At 30.6% G+C, this 16,846-nt stretch carries 18 protein-coding genes; 17 read left to right on the plus strand and 1 reads right to left on the minus strand.

Annotated features, from left to right (window positions below; genetic code table 11):
* Window positions 1-9 precede the first annotated feature (9 nt).
* The 4 genes from QLS71_RS00240 (at window position 10) to QLS71_RS00255 (ending at window position 2,240) form a co-directional block, all read left to right on the plus strand.
* On the plus strand, window positions 10-492 hold the full coding sequence (locus QLS71_RS00240; RefSeq protein ID WP_308992471.1) for an SRPBCC domain-containing protein: 483 nt from the start codon (window positions 10-12) through the stop codon (window positions 490-492).
* A gap of 222 nt (window positions 493-714) precedes the next feature.
* Window positions 715-1,524, plus strand: a complete 810-nt coding sequence (locus tag QLS71_RS00245; protein ID WP_308992470.1) for a helix-turn-helix domain-containing protein — start codon at window positions 715-717, stop codon at window positions 1,522-1,524.
* A 74-nt stretch (window positions 1,525-1,598) separates the two neighbouring features.
* Window positions 1,599-1,976 (plus strand): VOC family protein, encoded by a 378-nt coding sequence (locus tag QLS71_RS00250; protein WP_308992469.1) that lies wholly within the window; start codon window positions 1,599-1,601, stop codon window positions 1,974-1,976.
* 24 nt (window positions 1,977-2,000) lie between these two features.
* Window positions 2,001-2,240, plus strand: coding sequence for a hypothetical protein (locus tag QLS71_RS00255; protein WP_308992468.1), 240 nt, complete (start codon window positions 2,001-2,003; stop codon window positions 2,238-2,240).
* A gap of 155 nt (window positions 2,241-2,395) precedes the next feature.
* Here QLS71_RS00255 and QLS71_RS00260 read toward each other — a convergent pair whose 3' ends face one another.
* Window positions 2,396-3,382, minus strand: a complete 987-nt coding sequence (locus QLS71_RS00260) for a helix-turn-helix domain-containing protein (protein WP_308992467.1) — start codon at window positions 3,380-3,382, stop codon at window positions 2,396-2,398.
* A 132-nt stretch (window positions 3,383-3,514) separates the two neighbouring features.
* On the opposite strand from QLS71_RS00260, the gene QLS71_RS00265 reads away from it, so the two are divergent.
* The 13 genes from QLS71_RS00265 to QLS71_RS00325 all read left to right on the plus strand — a co-directional run bounded on the left by QLS71_RS00265 (window position 3,515) and on the right by QLS71_RS00325 (window position 16,813).
* On the plus strand, window positions 3,515-3,949 hold the full coding sequence (locus QLS71_RS00265) for an SRPBCC domain-containing protein (RefSeq protein ID WP_308992466.1): 435 nt from the start codon (window positions 3,515-3,517) through the stop codon (window positions 3,947-3,949).
* A 19-nt stretch (window positions 3,950-3,968) separates the two neighbouring features.
* On the plus strand, window positions 3,969-4,748 hold the full coding sequence (locus tag QLS71_RS00270; protein WP_348636577.1) for an SDR family oxidoreductase: 780 nt from the start codon (window positions 3,969-3,971) through the stop codon (window positions 4,746-4,748).
* Between the two features lie 82 nt (window positions 4,749-4,830).
* Window positions 4,831-5,325: an SRPBCC domain-containing protein gene (locus QLS71_RS00275; protein WP_348636578.1), complete on the plus strand. Its 495-nt coding sequence runs from the start codon at window positions 4,831-4,833 to the stop codon at window positions 5,323-5,325.
* Window positions 5,326-5,891: 566 nt separating this feature from the next.
* Window positions 5,892-6,434 carry an RNA polymerase sigma factor gene (locus tag QLS71_RS00280; protein ID WP_308992463.1) on the plus strand — a complete coding sequence of 181 codons (543 nt, stop codon included), beginning with the start codon at window positions 5,892-5,894 and terminating at the stop codon, window positions 6,432-6,434.
* A gap of 6 nt (window positions 6,435-6,440) precedes the next feature.
* Complete coding sequence (locus QLS71_RS00285; RefSeq protein WP_308992462.1) at window positions 6,441-7,829, plus strand: outer membrane beta-barrel protein; 1,389 nt, start codon at window positions 6,441-6,443, stop codon at window positions 7,827-7,829.
* Between the two features lie 66 nt (window positions 7,830-7,895).
* The gene (locus tag QLS71_RS00290; RefSeq protein ID WP_308992461.1) at window positions 7,896-8,456 is read left to right on the plus strand and encodes a hypothetical protein; all 561 of its coding nucleotides are present in this window, start codon (window positions 7,896-7,898) and stop codon (window positions 8,454-8,456) included.
* Between the two features lie 53 nt (window positions 8,457-8,509).
* The gene (locus tag QLS71_RS00295; protein WP_308992460.1) at window positions 8,510-9,517 is read left to right on the plus strand and encodes a fasciclin domain-containing protein; all 1,008 of its coding nucleotides are present in this window, start codon (window positions 8,510-8,512) and stop codon (window positions 9,515-9,517) included.
* Between the two features lie 344 nt (window positions 9,518-9,861).
* Window positions 9,862-10,998 carry a glycosyltransferase family 9 protein gene (locus QLS71_RS00300; protein WP_308992459.1) on the plus strand — a complete coding sequence of 379 codons (1,137 nt, stop codon included), beginning with the start codon at window positions 9,862-9,864 and terminating at the stop codon, window positions 10,996-10,998.
* Window positions 10,999-11,163: 165 nt separating this feature from the next.
* Entirely contained in the window at window positions 11,164-12,264 is a 1,101-nt protein-coding gene (locus QLS71_RS00305) for a glycosyltransferase family 1 protein (RefSeq protein WP_308992458.1), read from the plus strand.
* 31 nt (window positions 12,265-12,295) lie between these two features.
* Window positions 12,296-14,137: an ABC transporter ATP-binding protein gene (locus tag QLS71_RS00310; protein ID WP_308992457.1), complete on the plus strand. Its 1,842-nt coding sequence runs from the start codon at window positions 12,296-12,298 to the stop codon at window positions 14,135-14,137.
* A gap of 9 nt (window positions 14,138-14,146) precedes the next feature.
* Window positions 14,147-15,406 carry a glycosyltransferase family 4 protein gene (locus QLS71_RS00315; RefSeq protein WP_308992456.1) on the plus strand — a complete coding sequence of 420 codons (1,260 nt, stop codon included), beginning with the start codon at window positions 14,147-14,149 and terminating at the stop codon, window positions 15,404-15,406.
* Window positions 15,407-15,599: 193 nt separating this feature from the next.
* Window positions 15,600-16,163, plus strand: coding sequence for a DUF6515 family protein (locus QLS71_RS00320; RefSeq protein WP_308992455.1), 564 nt, complete (start codon window positions 15,600-15,602; stop codon window positions 16,161-16,163).
* Between the two features lie 29 nt (window positions 16,164-16,192).
* A complete protein-coding gene (locus QLS71_RS00325; RefSeq protein ID WP_308992454.1) occupies window positions 16,193-16,813 on the plus strand; it encodes a hypothetical protein in 621 nt (206 codons plus the stop codon).
* Window positions 16,814-16,846 lie beyond the last annotated feature (33 nt).

A 16,846-nucleotide genomic window follows, 5' to 3' on the forward strand; every position in this document is an offset into this window, starting at 1 on the left:
TATATTATAATGAAAAACAATAATGTAATAGTAGAGCGTGTTTTCAATGCCCCTCTCCCACTCGTTTGGAAAGCCATAACCGAAAAAGAATTTATGAAGCAATGGTACTTTGAGCTAAGTGCATTTAAACCGGAAATAGATTTTGAATTTCAATTCTACGGACAAGGATTAAAAGGAGAAACCTATCTTCATAAATGTAAAATTCTAGAAATTGAGCCTCTAAAAAAATTAAAACATAGTTGGACTTATGAGGGCTTTGAAGGTTACTCAACAGTTACTTTTGAACTTTCTGAAGAAAGCACCAATAAAACCAAAGTAAAATTAACACACGAAGGACTGGCAACTTTCCCTGTAAACAATCCCGATTTTGCAAAAGAGAATTTTGTTAATGGTTGGAATTACATTATCAATACGGCATTGAAGGATTTTTTGGAATCAAATTATCACACTGAATTCCATGTCAAAAAAAAAAACAATTACACACACAAATAGTACTATTAATCACGCAACCTAAATTAATTTTAAACATCTACTAATGATAGAATTGTAAAAAGCCCATGTGGATATAATTGAAAATTTGATGCAGGTAACACCTTTTGTGAAAATTTTACAAAAGGGATAAATAGATACTCAAAGCATAAAAATGGGAATATAAACTAAAAAACAAATCTTAAATGCGATAAATAATAAGTAAAAAAATAACAAAGTATTCTAATGAAATACCTTACCATACCACCTCCATCTTCTATATCAAAATATGTCCGCTTTTTTTGGGAACTCGAAGGAGATGCTTCAAAAAAGCATCCCTACATCCATCGCTCCATGGCAGATGGTTCGGCTGAATTGGTATTCCATTATAACGGTATTTTTGATGAGCTGCTTTCAGACAATAAAACCTTTAAATCATTCACATCTGGACTGGATGCACAATCCAATAAAGTTAAACGGTTTTCCATTAACCAAGACTTTGGAATATTTGGTGTGTATTTATTTCCCTATGCAATACCAAAACTATTTTCCATACCAGCATTGGAAGTTACCAACCAAATGCTCGATTTAAAAACATTACTGGGTAAAAATGAAAATGGTTTAGAAGAAAGAATCATGTTGGCTAAAAACACCAGTGAACGTGTAGAAATACTGTCCATATTTTTAGAACAGCAACTTTTAAAATCACACACAGCGCCACCAGGAGTTTTTGAAACTATCAATTATATTATTCAAAGAAAAGGGACAACTAATATAGATATTTTGTCAGAACGCAATTTTTTATCCAGACGGCAATTTGAGCGTAACTTTAAACGGTTTTCGGGTTTTAGTCCAAAAGTGTTTTCTCGTATTATGCGTTTTCAAAATGTACTTCAGGATTTAGGAAGTAAAAAAACATTGACTCAAATTGGATTAGATGCGGGGTATGCAGATCAATCCCATTTTATTAGAGAATTCAAAACGTTTTCGGGCTACACACCCAAAGAGTACTTTTTAAACAAAGGAGAAGGAACAGCATGGAGAGAAACTAAATAATGTCGCAACCATACAATTTTAATAACAACCTGCTTAATAATATTGTATTGGTAGAACTTTAAAAATATAAACACATGAAATTACCTAACGAACACCAAGCAGTAATGCCATATCTCATGCTAAATAAGGCTAATGAATTTTATGCATTTACAAGAACAGTATTTAATGCTGAAGAAACTTTAAGGAAACTACGTGATGACGAGAAAACAATCATGCATTCCGAAATTCAAATAAACGGTAATACTATTATGTATTGTGATGCGACCGATGAATGGAAACCACAAACCGCCAACCTATTTATTTACGTAGAAGATGCCGATATAACTTTTAAAAAAGCACAGGATGCGGGTGCTGAAATTGTAATGCCATTAAATAATCAAGATTATGGAAGAACCTGTGGGGTTAAAGACCCTTTTGGAAATACATGGTGGATAACAGCAACAAATGAATAAATCTCTTAATTACCTAATTCTAAAATGATAGAAGTATTTAAAACCAATATCACCAAGCAAAAGCAAGCAAAACAAGTCATTGGAAAGCTAAAAAAAGCTTTTCCAGATTATAAAATCAATTTCGACCCTGAAGATTGTGATAATATCGTTCGGGTGGAAAACCCTAAAGGCGCAATCGATAATAATCTTGTTATTGAATTGGTTAGTGCTGTTGGTTTTTATATGGAACCTTTACTAGATGAACTTTCTGTAGTTGATAAATAAGTATTATCCTAAAAAATGAGTGAATTTATTTTACTTTAAAAAACTACAAAGTTTTACTGATTATTGATTTATTACCATTAATCAAATCCCTGCGAAAATGCATATTTATAAGTAAAGGATGTGTTGAGCAATAGAGACAATCTCATTTACAAAACTTAAGCTTCTGCATTATATTTTGCCTTATAAGCAATTGGTGTAGTACCAGTGATGCGTACAAAAACCTCCCTGAATGCTTTAGTGTCATTATAACCAACATCATACATCACCTCACTAACAGATTTTCGGGAATTTTCAAATGCTTTTTTAGCTGCTTCTACTTTTAGCCTTTGCAAATAATCAAAAGGTCGTAAATCTGTTGCCTTAATAAATCTGCGGTCAAAATTTCTTCTGCTCAACCCGAATTTTTCAGACAAATTTTCAATGGAAATTTTATCCTGATAATTATTTTCCATATAAAGTTGCGCTTCAAGAATAATCTCATCATTATGATTTTTATGTCCACTAAAAATCAAAAATTCAGATTGTTGACTTCGGTTTATATCTACCTGAAAGTATTTAGCACAGTGGATGGCCGTTTCTCTATCATAAAATTTTTGTACCAAATACATTAATAAATGTAAAAATGAGTAAGCCCCACCATTGGTATAAATTCCGTTTTCATCTGTAATCAATTTATCCGTTTGGATGTCAACGTCCGGAAACAAGTTTTTAAATTCTTCTTCCTTGGCCCAATGGGTTGAGCATATTTTACCTGATAGCAAACCAGTAGACGCCAACATAAAACTACCTATACACATACTAGCTATTTCAGCACCTTCTTTATACTGCTTTTTTATCCAATCAATTAATATTTGGTTATTGGGTGTAGCCATTTTATAACTACGAATCAATGTTGCAGGAACTATAATGAGGTCATTTTCTGTACATTCCGTAATAGCTGTATTAGATTTTATGGTCAAAAATCCATCATCCAAAAATTTTTCTTTGCTTACACTTACCAAATTAATTTTAAACATAGGGTTTTTGCCCATTTTTTCAAAATAAGCATTAGCTGCCGCAAATACCTGTAAACTGCCAACTATACAAGCAACGGTGCTCATATTGGTTTGGTCGTCTGGTATAAGAATACTTAAATGTTTCATGATAATTTAAACTTCAAACAAAGATAATTATAAGGAATGTCTAAATCAACCCTTTACTATGTCTAAATACCACACTTTATAAGTGTGTATCAGTATTTACATTTGTATCTAACTAAAAAACAAATAGAAAAAATGAAACATTATACTTATAGCTTCTCAACTCCTAAGTCCTCAAATGAAGTTTTTAATTTATTATTGGATGTTACTAAATGGTGGATTGGATTTTATGAAGAAACCATAACTGGAACTAGTCAAAAAATTGGAGATGAGTTTTCTTTCCACGCAGGTGGAGGCATGCACATTACCAAGCAAAAATTAGTTGAATTAATACCCGATAAAAAAATTGTTTGGTTGGTAACAGAAAGTAATCTTTCATTTTTAAATGAAACTGATGAATGGAATAATACTAAACTAATTTTTGATATTCAGCAGAATTCTGATGCTGAGACAAAGGTTCAATTTACACATGAAGGTTTAGCACCGCAGATTGAATGTTATGATCAATGTTCAAGCGCGTGGAATCAATACCTAGAAAAGTTGGAGGGAACACTAAAAAAAATTAGTTAATATGGATAAATCAAATAGATTGAGAGACAAAGTCGCAGTTATTTATGGTAATGGGGCAATAGGAAGTGAAATTGCCCTGACATTTGCATTACATGGGGCTGCTGTGTATCTAGCAGGTCGAACAGAAGCAAAACTACAGCAAATTCATGAAAAGGCTACTTCAAAAGGCGTGCACATTAATACAAAGCTAGTAGATGCACTTGATGAAAAGTCTGTTGAAACACATTTAAATGAAATAATCAAGGAAAAGGGAAAAATTGATATTTCGTTCAACACAATAGGAATATCCCAAATTGGAATACAGGGGAAGCCATTAACCGATATTTCACCAGATAACTTTTTGAAACCAGTCTCTGTTTATTTACGATCGCACTTTATTACAACCAAGGCTGCTTTGATACATATGATTAAGAACAACAACGGGGTTATTCTTATGCACGTACCAAATGCGAGTCGAATAAGCCCGCCATTTGTTGGAGGAATGGTACCTGCTTGGTCAGCACTAGAAGGATTGTGTAAATCAATTTCTACTGAAAACGGACAACACAATGTGAGATCAGTATGCTTGTTAACAACTGGTATTCCAGAGACCCCATTAATTGATGAAGTCTGGGAAATTCATGGAAAAGCACACGGAATGGCATTTGAAGAGTTTCATGCTTCAATGGAGTCGGGAACACATAGAAATCAATTAACTACCTTAAAAGAACTGTCATACGGTGCCGTATTTGCCGCATCTGATGAAAGTACTTCGATATCTGGAACAACTTTGAATTTAACAGCTGGAATGATAATCTAAAATCAAAATGAATACTCTTATAAACTTTAACATGCTATTTATAGCAATAATAATTAATTCTATAACTAAAAACCCCTATAATATGGAAAATCAGGACTACACTTCAACTATTGTTGTAAAAAAAGATGCGCAAACTGCGTTTAACGCGATTAAAAACTTTAGAGCTTGGTGGTCGGAAGAAATTCAAGGAGAAACCGGAATGCTCGGCGAAACCTTTTTCTACCATTATAAAGATGCACACCTATGTAAGATTAAACTTATCGAAGAAGTAAACAATAAAAAACTAGTGTATTTAGTAACTGAAAATGAATTCAACTTTGTGAAAGACAAAACGGAATGGGTTAATACTAAACTAATATTCGAAATAGTTGAAGAGAATAATCAAACAAAAGTGGTTTTTACCCACGAAGGGCTCATCCCTGAATATGAATGTTATGGAGTGTGTAATGATGCATGGACTAGTTATATCCAAGGAAGTTTAAAAGATTTAATAGAAACAGGTGTTGGTAAACCCAATGCCAAAGAAGGTGGTTTAAATGCCGAATTAGTTAAAAAATGGGGATTACCAGATAAATAAATTTTATACTTAATCAAGTTTAAGAAATATTATAAAAAAGAGGTTGTTAAAAGACGATCTCTTTTTTATAACAACCGGTTTTTAATTGTACCAACCTTTATTGCTATTTACAAAATGGTCGAAGTTTTTAAAACCAATATCACTACACAGAAGCAAGCAAAAAATGTCCTCAACAAGCTTCAACAAAACCTACCAAATTATAAAATTAATTTCGACCTTGAGGATTGTGATAACATACTAAGAGTAGAGTCCTCTAATAGTAAAATTGATAATATCTTAATTATTAAACTAACTGGTGAAATGGGTTTTTATATAGAACCTCTTTTAGACGAACCTTCAAAAAAAAAAAACTAACAACAGCCTAAAGACAAAGACTAAGATTTAATACTCCTCTAGTCCTTTGTGACACCAATACTTCAAATAACAAATCAAACTATTTTTTTACTAAATCCCATATACCTTTTCTTCATTTTGGCATCTATATAAATAAGTGTAGCGTTTTTAATTTTCATTACGTATAGATTAAAAAGATTGTTTTTTAACCAAACCATAAACATTAAACAAGTTTGAATACGGATAATAAGGAAGAAACAGAAATAATCTTAGGTTGTGTAAAAAAAATAGAGAGAAACCAAGAACTTCTTTATAAAAAATATTATGGATATGTTATGTCCCTAAGTTTATCATATAGTTTAAATCGTGAAATAGCGCAAGAAATTGTAGATGATACATTTATGAAAGTATTCGATTCTATAAAATCATTTGATACAACCCAACCATTCAAAGGATGGTTAAGAAAAATAACAATAAACACAGCTATTGATCATTTAAGAAAAAATAAAAGGTTTACACATCATTTAGATCTTTATGAATATTCAAATGAGATCCCTTCCATAGAAGCGATAGATCAATTAGCTATAAATGATATTCATAAACTTATTGCTAACCTACCCGATATATTAAGAGTGGTATTCAATCTTTATGAAATTGAAGGGTATAGCCATAAAGAAATAGCGGCATTTATAAACATCGCTGAAAGCTCATCTAGAACCTACCTAACACGTGCTAAGGAAAGGTTGAGAGAACTAGTTGTAAAATATTGTAATTAATTTGATATGAACGAGCCTATTAATAAAAAAATAGTTCTAAAAATAAAAGAACAACTTCAAAACCATGAAGAAGCATACCAAGAGGGTGCTTGGGAAAACTTTTTGGTAAAAAAGAAAGAGAAAAAACGACGCTTACTTTATTGGTATTTTAGAGGGTCTGCTGCTTCAGTAATCATAATACTAGCTATTGGTTTTTCCTTTTTGAAAAAAACTCCAGACTATCAAAACGATAAAAACATAATTACTGAAGAAGAGTTAAAAGCGCCTTACAACAACCATTCAAAAGAAAAAATAAATAAAAAACTGTTTAATAATGAGAAAACAAAAACAGTTAAAAGCAATCCGAATGACACCATACATATTGAAAAAAATGATTTAAAGAATAAGTTAGAACTGAATCATCCAAAAAAAACAAACAACAATTACTCTATTACCAACAATGAATTTGAAGAATCTGATGATTCTCTGTTGAAAAATGCAAGTACAAAGTATAAACTATTCAATAAAGAAATTAAAAAAACGAATATAGCAACAACGAGTTCAAAAGAACAAACACATCTTATTAATAAAAAAGAAAATTTAAATAATAATATAAAGGCAATTGCTTTTATAAAAAAACCCATAAAAGCATTTAAAACACAACCCAATGCCCATTTAAAGATTCCGTTGCCGATTGCAAATTACCAAGACTTGTTGGCTAACAATTTAGAAATTTTCATTGAAACTATCCATAACAATGAAAAACATGAAGAGTCAAGTAACAACATACAAATAGGTTTACTGGTATCACCAAGTTACGGATCAAGTTTAGATAACACACAATCTATAGCTTCCTCAAATTTTGGTGCTGGTTTAGAAATTAATATACCTATTAATAATTCACATGTTTCTTTTAATACAGGAACAATTTACAACACATTACATGTTACTAATGAAAGAACAACGGTGGGTGTATATTCAAACGCAAAAGAAACGACAAACCTCAATGAAACCAGTTTACGTAGCATCGATATTCCTGTAAACTTTGCATACAATCTATCCAATAATAAAATTTATTTACAGGCAGGTATATCGTCCTACTTAACATTTAAAGAAAATACACAACGTTCCTCAACTATTTTTAGAGAAGTAGAAGTTTTTCAATTTACTGATGGCGTTGTTGAAACCTATACCACAACCGAATCTGCCACAACAAAAGAATCTTCAAAAAATGAGAATGTCTGGTTTTCACCCTTAGGAACCATCAATCTATCCATTGGGTATAGAGCACGCATGTCTAATAATTTACGCTATGAAGTTCAACCTTTTTATAAATACCCATTAAGTACTTTAACCAGTGAAGGCTACAAAATACATTCGGCGGGATTAACTTTAAAACTATTTTTTTCAAAATAAACCAGTTCAAATGTAGCGTTCAATAAACATCTAACGTATAGATATAAACCTTTAAAAATCAAAATCATGAAATTCAAAAAAAATTATTTTAGTATTAAATGGGTAGCTTTCTTACCTACCCTAGCATTAAGTATTATTCTTTTTAATTGTGATAGCTCAAAAGATTCAGGAGAAGATAAACTTCAATTAAAAGATAATTATGAAGTAACTGAAGGACCTTATACCTTTTTTGCAAATGCTGAAAAGTATAAGGATACCGACTTAAAAAGAGGGCAAGATAATTTTTGTCAAGTTGAAACTAAAATTTCTAAGGTAAAACGTGAGGGAAATATTTTAACTATAGAAATTTTAAAACCAAAAAATTGTGAAATTAAATACGAAATCATCTGGGACGGAGTCGTTTTCTTTTCCAACCCCATGCAAAGTACAATTTATGTGAAAGCCTTAGCTGATAACTGTAATGAAGATTCCGATATGGAAATAGATGCATTGGTAATAAAACTGGAAGAAGCATTTAAAACTCTTAAAAAAGATATGATTGACCGTACAAACTTTACGGTTAGAGACGCATGTAGTTTAGTTAATATTGACTGTGTAGATGATTGTAATGTTGTTATTACTTTTTAATAAAATCAGCCAATTAAGCTCAAAAAATCTATGAAAAAGAAAAATTAAGAAAAATGAAAAATTCAAAAACACCATTAATTTTAATTAAGTCATTAATTCTATTAATTACTTTTTTCACATTGGCAACATCTTGTGAAAATGATAATGATCCACCAATACATACAAATACCATTGCAAGACTTTTATCTAATGGCAGCAAAGTAAAACTATTTACTAAAGCTCTTGATCGTGTTCATTTTTTGGATGATTTGCATGGAACTAAAAAATATACGGTATTTGCTCCAGACGATGATGCCTTTGAAGATTTCTTAGAAGAAAATGATTATGATGAAATAGATGATATTCCTAAAAGCGAATTGAAGAAAATAATTTTAAATCATATTATACCTACCAAAGAAATTAGTATGGATGATTTATTAGATATGGATAAGGAATATGTAGAATCTAGTGCAGGATATTCTCTTTTTATTGAAGTAGATGTTGATGAAATAAGCATTAACAGAACAACAAAACTGGATGATGAAGTTCTAGATGTTGAAGCAAGCAATGGTATAATCCATTTGGTTAATAACGTGATAAATACACCTACAATAGCAACTTTTTTAGAACTTGACACACAATTTTCAAGTCTCTACAAAGGTTTAACAACAGCTACACCAAATACAGATTTTATAACCAGTTTAAAAAGTTTGGAAACAGATGATGCTTCTGATGCCCCTTTTACAGTATTCGCACCAAATAATGAAGCCATAGAAACATTCTTGGAAACAAACGACAATTGGGATAAAATTGAGGATATCGATGAGAGTACACTCTCCCCTATCTTAAAACATCATATCATTACAACCAAAGCCATATCCAAAAAAACATTAACAGATGGTTTACAATCTGCTAAAAGTTTAGAAGGTGACAATCTAGTATTTACTAAACTAAATGATAAAATTACCATTAAAGACGGCTCTGGAAATGAAAGTATTAAAATTTTAATATTTGATATTAAAACTAGAAATGGTATCATCCATTGTATAGAATCTGTTCTTATCCCAAATACCGAAAATTAAATAATAAAATAAAAATGAGATGTAACCATAAAGCTAATAGTAGTAGCCTTTTAAGACCTACTACTCCACACGAGAAGGTTAATAGCAATTTTTAACTTCACCTAGGCCCATGGTTTTTATCTCCTCGAAAATCATGGGTTTTATGATAAAAAAAAAGTGTGTTAGGAAGTTACATTTAACATTTGTTTAAAGCAACCTATATTTTTTTTGCATCTACATGCTATAGCTCTGAAATTCTAGTAAGTACTAAAAACATTCTAAAATTTTAAGAAAACCATCCATAATAAAATTATTAAATAAGGCTTTACAAAAAATGACATATAAGCTCTGATATATCTTCAATTATGAAAATCCTCATTATTCAACAAAAAATGATTGGTGATGTTCTTTTAAGCACGATGCTTTGCGAACAGATCAAAAAAAATATTCCAACTGCTAATATCCATTATTTAATAAACTTAAATACGGAAGCGGTTGTTACTAATAATCCATATATCGATAGCATCATTTTTTTTACTGAAGATTTACGGAATAGCAAATGGCTCTTTTATAGGTTTTTGAAAGGAATAAGTCAAGATAAATATGATGTTGTTATAGATGCTTATGGCAAATTAGAGAGTATTTTAGTTAGTTTGTTCTCTAGATCTAATATTAAAATTTCAATAGATAAATGGTACTCTAGGGCTATATATACCAAAACTTTTAAATATAGAAAAGCTGAAGATTCTAATTTAGGTCTAGCGGTTGAAAATAGATTAAAATTACTTCAACCCCTTATTGGTAATGTAAAAAAAGGTGTAAACCCTCCAAAAATATATTTAACAAATAATGAAATTTTAAAGGCCAGATTGTTTTTAGAAAATAACAATGTAAATTTTTCTAATCCAATTCTTATGATCAATATTTTTGGAAGTAGCACGCAAAAAACATACCCATTGTCGTATATGGCTGAAATAATTGATCATATTGCAGGTCTGGGAGAATTTACTTTGTTATTCAATTATATGCCATCGCAATTAAAACAGGCAAAGGTGCTTTACCATAGTTGTTCACCCGCATCAAAAGAAAAAATTAAATTTGATGTTTATACCCCCCTATTGCGGAATTTCTTAGGCGTCTTATACCATTGTAGCGCACTTATAGGTAATGAAGGAGGAGCTGTTAATATGGCAAAAGCACTCCATGTACCAACCTTTAGTATATTCTCTCCCTGGATCGAGCAAGCAACTTGGGAAACTTTTAAATATATTAACTATCATGCAACAGTGCACTTAAATGATTATCAGCCTGTAGATATTCATAATAAATCTATAAAAAAATTAAAAAAAGATACTCTAGACCTATATAGTAAATTCAAACCCTCACTTTTTAAAAAAAAGATTAATCATTTTCTAAACGCTAATGTTCTTATAAAAAAAGACACCGCTAATTATAAACCTATTCAAACAACTAAAAGCAATATCTTTTGTGAAAGTGTTTAACCTATTATTTTAAAAAAAATTCAACATGTATTAAAGCAACCTTTTCTTTGTTTTTTCATCTATACACTATTGTAATTATCCTCTCAATATTTTAAAAACCACCTTCGAATCATTTAAAAAACAACCCTAATAATTAGTTTATTTAAAAGTCCACACATCGTATTTATGAAAAAATCATATCCTTCTAAAAATATTTTTTTAGAAACACATAATATAAAAAACCTACATAGTGGTTTTGGGCAATTCAATTTTAATTTGGCAAAAGCTTTAAGTAAAGAAACTGAATTTCTAAGCGAACATGAAATAATTCTTAATTGTAATAATAACAGCGTAAAAGAAGAGCTAAAAGACCATATTTCTTTTAATAAATATATGCCAATAACAAGATATCCTCTTTTTAGAATGAGGAAAAATTTTAGTTTGTGGCATTCAGTTAATCAAAATACAAAAATAGAACCAGCTTCAAAAAATACACCTTATTTATTAACCATTCATGACGTAAACTTTTTAGAAGAAGAATCTGGAAAGCGTTTAGATTTTAGGATCAATCAACTCAAAAGTAAAATCAAAAGAAGTTCAGCTGTAGTGTATGTTTCTGAATTTGCTAAACAAAATACCCATACTCACTTTCATATTCCAGCTATTCCAGAATATGTGATATATAATGGAAATAATTTCAACAATAATTCAGCGAAAAATATAGAAGTCAATCACGCAAGACACGTTCCAAGTAAACCTTTTATTTTTTCAATTGGACAAATGGTTGAAAAAAAAAATTTTCACACATTGATAGAAATGTTAAGGTTTTTAAATGATATCGTTTTGGTTATAGCTGGCGGATTAAAGACGGCCTATGCAGAGCTTCTAAAAGAAAAAATACAACATTATAAGTTAGAGAATAGAGTTGTTTTATTGGGTAATATTGCCGAATCAGATAAAATCTATTACTACAAAAATTGTCTTGCTTTTGCTTTTCCTTCTTTACGAGAAGGTTTTGGACTTCCTGTTCTAGAAGCCATGACTTTTGGCAAGCCTGTATTCCTTTCTAACAAAACATCCTTACCAGAAATAGGTGGTACACACTCCTTTTATTGGGATAATTTCGATGCAGAAGATATGGCAAATGTTTTTGAAGCTGGAATGTCCACTTTTGAAGGCAATAAAGCGGTGTTCAAATCTGCTTATATAAATAGATCACAACAATTTACTTGGGAAAAAGCAGCCAAAGATTATATACATGTTTATAAAAGCATTTTAGAAAAATAATACCTCATTATATTTAATTAGTATCCACTAAATGAAAAACTTTAAAAGGTTTCTTAAATACCTTATTCCTTACAAAAAGCAACAAATGCTAAGCATCCTATTCAACATCCTGTATGCACTTTTTTCCTCATTATCCATGCTTTCTCTTTTACCAATGATAAAAGTACTATTCGATGAAGGCAAAAAATTAAAGAAAAAACCTGAGTTCCATAGTTTCAAAGATTTTGACTTAAACTACATTGAAAACTATCTCAATTATTTTATTACTACTATGAATACTACCAAGGGGCCTTTAATCACGTTAATAACTATTGTGGGCTTTGTCTTAAGTACCTTTTTACTTAAAAACTTGTTTAGTTATCTATCCATATTATATATGACCTATTTAAACAATGGTATTTTAAAAGACTTAAGACAAGATGTTTACAATAAAGTAATAAGCTTAAATGTGGGCTTTTTTTCTAATGAAAGAAAGGGTGACCTCATAGCAAGAATGACTTCAGATATCAACACCATTAAAGTATCGTTCATGAGTATTTTGATGATGATTAGAGAACCCTTAACCATTCTTTTTACGTTAATTGCCATGATTGCTATAAGTTGGAAATTAACAGTTTTTGTATTCTTTTTTATTCCTATTTCTGGATTTTTAATTTCAAAACTTAGCAAAGGTATCAAAAGTCAATCGGGTGATATTTTTGCATTAGAAGGTCATTTACTGTCTAATATTGAAGAGACATTGGGTGGCATAAAAATCATAAAAAACTTCACGGCAGAAAGCTATTTTTCTAAAAAGTTCAATGATTTCACAAAAAACATAAACGATTTAAATAATTCCATTGGGAAGGTTATGAGCTTATCGGCACCAGCCAGTGAGTTTTTAGGAATTTTAGTAATTTCCATATTACTTGTTTATGGAGGTTCTTTGGTGCTAATTGATCAATCGCTTAGTGGTGGTGCTTTTATGGCATATATGGGATTGGCTTATCAAATTCTAACACCTGCAAAAGCCATCACAAAAGCGCATCATGCTTTACAAGGAGGCAATGCCGCTTATGAAAGGGTTGCTTTTATTTTGGATGCCAAAAATCCATTAAAAGATAAACCAAATGCTAAGGTTATCACTGAATTTAAGCACGAAATAAAATTTAATAATGTGTCTTTTAAATACAAAGAAGACTATGTTCTTAAAAACTTTAATCTTACAGTTCCCAAAGGAAAAATAGTGGCCCTAGTTGGAGAATCGGGAAGTGGCAAGTCTACCATAGCAAATTTAATCACGCGTTTTTACGATGTAAATGAAGGCAGTATCACTTTTGATGGTATTAATATTAAAGATGTAACTACAAAATCTTTAAGAGAGCAAATGGGCATTGTAGCACAAGATTCCATTTTGTTTAATGATACCATCGCTAATAACATATCCTTGGGTATTGAAGAGATGGACGAAGAAAAAATTACAGCAGCAGCCAAAATAGCCAATGCCCATAATTTTATTTCTGATTTTCCAAAAAAGTATCAAAACAATGTCGGTGATGGGGGGAGTCTGCTCTCTGGTGGTCAACGTCAACGCATTGCTATAGCCAGAGCGGTCATGAAAAACCCCCCAATCATGATTCTGGATGAAGCAACCTCCTCCTTAGATACAGAATCTGAAAAACTGGTTCAAAATGCCCTTGAAAACATGATGGAAAATCGCACCTCGATAGTTATAGCCCATAGGCTCTCAACCATTCAAAATGCAGATCTTATAGTAGTTATGAAAAATGGCTCCATTATCGAACAAGGTACTCATGAGGAACTATTAAAAATGAACGGAACCTACCATAATTTAGTATCACTTCAATCACTAGAAGTATCACAACTTACATAAATAAAATAAATGAAAACTTATATACAAGGACTTAATATCGTTGGATATACCGATGGCATGTTTGGCCTAGGAGAAGCCGTTAGATTAAATATAAATGCGGCTAAAAAACTTGATATCCCTCTTAATTTAATAAATTATGAAAAAGTAAAACAAAATTTCAATTATCAGTATTCATTCAATTATGCTATTAATTTAGTTCAATTATCCCTAAAGGATCTTGAATCTTTTATTGCTATTATTGATCCCAATATATTTAAAAATAAATACTCCATTCTTTTCTTAGTATGGGAATCAGAGTATATAGCTCCCGAATTAGTTGAAAACTTAAACCTTTTTAATGAAATTTGGACCCCCTCCAAGTATTGCAAAAAAATATTCCAGAAAACATATAACAGCCCTATAATTATAGTGCCTCATCCTGTTGAAGTACATCTTAATCCGCTTCCAAATCAAAATACAAGCCATTTTTTTGATGACAATAAATTTAGCTTTCTATTCATATTTAGCTATCACAGTTCTATGGAAAGGAAAAATCCCTTTTTCTTAATTGAGGCTTTTAAAACGGCTTTTGATGATAATGACCCCGTCGAATTAGTCATCAAAACAGCTGGTGGGAAACATCACAAGAAACAAAAACAACGTTTAGAACAATGTAATTCCAAAAACATAAAAATTTATGATAGGGAACTCGATAAAAACAGTGTGAACCATTTGATTAATTCATGTGACGCTTATGTATCCATGCATCATTCAGAAGGATTTGGATTAACATTAGCCGAAGCCATGTATTTAGGTAAACCAGCTGTAGCAACGAATTATTCGGGCAATACGGAATTCATGAATGATAATAATAGTTTCCTCATAGATTATAAACTAAGTTACATTGAAAATTCAGATAGTAACTTTTGTTCTAAAACATTATGGGCTAATCCATTACTTTATATGGCCGTTGAAAAACTAAAAAGTGTTTACAATAATGCTGATTTACGGACTGCCAAAGCCTTAAATGCTAAACTTTTTGTTAAAGAAAAATTGTCTTTCTATACTATTGGTACCATTATAAAAAATCGATTAAATTATATATATGACAACTTTGATGACTTGGTTACAAATCAAAATCAAAATGCATTCCTTATAAATCAATTACAGTCTGCAAAAATTGAAAACGCACAACTTAGAAGGGAGATTCGAAGAATGAAGAAAAACTTAATCATCCGTTTTATTCTAATTCTAAAAAATAGTATCAGAAAATTAAAATCTAAACATTAAAAAAACTTAACATACTATGGTTCCAATTAAAAACACCATCTGTAGTATCATAATTTGCACATAAAATCAGGAGGTTTGTATTCAGAAACTTTTATAGATGTTTCAAAATCAAATTAAGACACTTCACAAAGAAAAACAATTCTTTACCAGTACTACCATTTTAATTTTGCTTTACAGTTTTAAAAATAAAGCAATGAAGACTAAAAAATTGATAGTTGTAATTAACCTTATCGTTTTGTTTTTTATAATGGAAGAGGTTCACCCCCAAAGAAGCATCATTGTAAAAACCCCTAATAAAACCATTGTTAGAACTACAAGTCCCAGAGTAATATACAAAAGTCCAGTACCTACAGTTAGAACTGTTAGTACTTTGCCCAACACTACCGTTGTGGTAAAACATAACGGTTTAGGGTATCACTATGTGGGTGGATTATACTATAGGTATTATAATGGAAGATACGTGCTAGTAGCAGCTCCTGTAGGTTTAAGAATAAGGGTATTACCAGTTGGAAATACACAAATAATAGTTTATGGCAAACCCTATTTTTATTTTCAAGGTAATTATTATATTCAGGTTACCAATGGTTACAAAATTGTGGCAGCTCCTGAAAACATGACGGTACCTGATTTACCCGAAGAAGCTGAACAAATTGAAATTGACGGTAAAAACTATTATGAATATAATAATACACTCTACAAAGTAATAACAACCCCCGAAGGAAAACAGTTTAAAGTAGTAGGCGATTTAAAAGGTTAATTAACAACAAGAGATAAAAAAGAAAAATCATGAAAACATTCAAAAACATACTAAGTATAGCGATCATATTAATTTCAATAAATAATTTAATAGCACAAGGCGATACTCTTTCCAAAGAACAAAAAGAAAATATACAGGTAGAGTTAGAACAGTATTTTGAGAAACTTAATTTAACTGAAGAACAAAAAACCTCTTATAATCAAATCTCAAAAGTTCATAAGGAACAATTATTACTTGTTAAAAACAGCCAAATGTCTCAATTAGAAAAACTTAAAGAAGTTAAACGTATTCAATCAGACAAAGACGCTGAATTAAAGAAACTCTTCTCAGAAGAGCAGTATAAAATCCATCAAGAATTTAAAGAGAAACAGCGAAATACGATGATGGAAAATTTTTTAGGATATGAAAAATTAAACCTAACAGAAGATCAAGAACCGCAATTTGCCGAAATTACCCAACGCTATAGAACACAAATGCAGGCTTTAAAAAATAGTTCCAAGTCAAAATTAGGGAAATATAAAGAATTCAAATCAATCCAAAATGCCAAGGACAGTGAAATGAAAAACCTATTGTCCAAAGATCAATTTAAAACTTATAAAGAAATCCAAGAGGAAATGAAGGAAAAAATCATGGAGAACAGGAAAAAATAAATAAATAAAAATTTATAGGTTTGCTTAGCAAGC

Origin of the sequence: Mariniflexile litorale, from assembly GCF_031128465.2 — a bacterium.
Taxonomy (GTDB): domain Bacteria; phylum Bacteroidota; class Bacteroidia; order Flavobacteriales; family Flavobacteriaceae; genus Mariniflexile; species Mariniflexile litorale.

What these genes read in the sequence shown, in the direction of transcription:
- QLS71_RS00315 (WP_308992456.1), top strand. Translation starts at nt 14,147, where the DNA reads ATGAAAACTTATATACAAGGACTTAATATCGTTGGATATACCGATGGC.
- QLS71_RS00265 (WP_308992466.1), top strand. Translation starts at nt 3,515, where the DNA reads ATGAAACATTATACTTATAGCTTCTCAACTCCTAAGTCCTCAAATGAA.
- QLS71_RS00310 (WP_308992457.1), top strand. Translation starts at nt 12,296, where the DNA reads ATGAAAAACTTTAAAAGGTTTCTTAAATACCTTATTCCTTACAAAAAG.
- QLS71_RS00275 (WP_348636578.1), top strand. Translation starts at nt 4,831, where the DNA reads ATGGAAAATCAGGACTACACTTCAACTATTGTTGTAAAAAAAGATGCG.
- QLS71_RS00320 (WP_308992455.1), top strand. Translation starts at nt 15,600, where the DNA reads ATGAAGACTAAAAAATTGATAGTTGTAATTAACCTTATCGTTTTGTTT.
- QLS71_RS00240 (WP_308992471.1), top strand. Translation starts at nt 10, where the DNA reads ATGAAAAACAATAATGTAATAGTAGAGCGTGTTTTCAATGCCCCTCTC.
- QLS71_RS00250 (WP_308992469.1), top strand. Translation starts at nt 1,599, where the DNA reads ATGAAATTACCTAACGAACACCAAGCAGTAATGCCATATCTCATGCTA.
- QLS71_RS00295 (WP_308992460.1), top strand. Translation starts at nt 8,510, where the DNA reads ATGAAAAATTCAAAAACACCATTAATTTTAATTAAGTCATTAATTCTA.
- QLS71_RS00285 (WP_308992462.1), top strand. Translation starts at nt 6,441, where the DNA reads ATGAACGAGCCTATTAATAAAAAAATAGTTCTAAAAATAAAAGAACAA.
- QLS71_RS00245 (WP_308992470.1), top strand. Translation starts at nt 715, where the DNA reads ATGAAATACCTTACCATACCACCTCCATCTTCTATATCAAAATATGTC.
- QLS71_RS00300 (WP_308992459.1), top strand. Translation starts at nt 9,862, where the DNA reads ATGAAAATCCTCATTATTCAACAAAAAATGATTGGTGATGTTCTTTTA.
- QLS71_RS00255 (WP_308992468.1), top strand. Translation starts at nt 2,001, where the DNA reads ATGATAGAAGTATTTAAAACCAATATCACCAAGCAAAAGCAAGCAAAA.
- QLS71_RS00305 (WP_308992458.1), top strand. Translation starts at nt 11,164, where the DNA reads ATGAAAAAATCATATCCTTCTAAAAATATTTTTTTAGAAACACATAAT.
- QLS71_RS00260 (WP_308992467.1), bottom strand. Translation starts at nt 3,382, where the DNA reads ATGAAACATTTAAGTATTCTTATACCAGACGACCAAACCAATATGAGC.
- QLS71_RS00325 (WP_308992454.1), top strand. Translation starts at nt 16,193, where the DNA reads ATGAAAACATTCAAAAACATACTAAGTATAGCGATCATATTAATTTCA.
- QLS71_RS00290 (WP_308992461.1), top strand. Translation starts at nt 7,896, where the DNA reads ATGAAATTCAAAAAAAATTATTTTAGTATTAAATGGGTAGCTTTCTTA.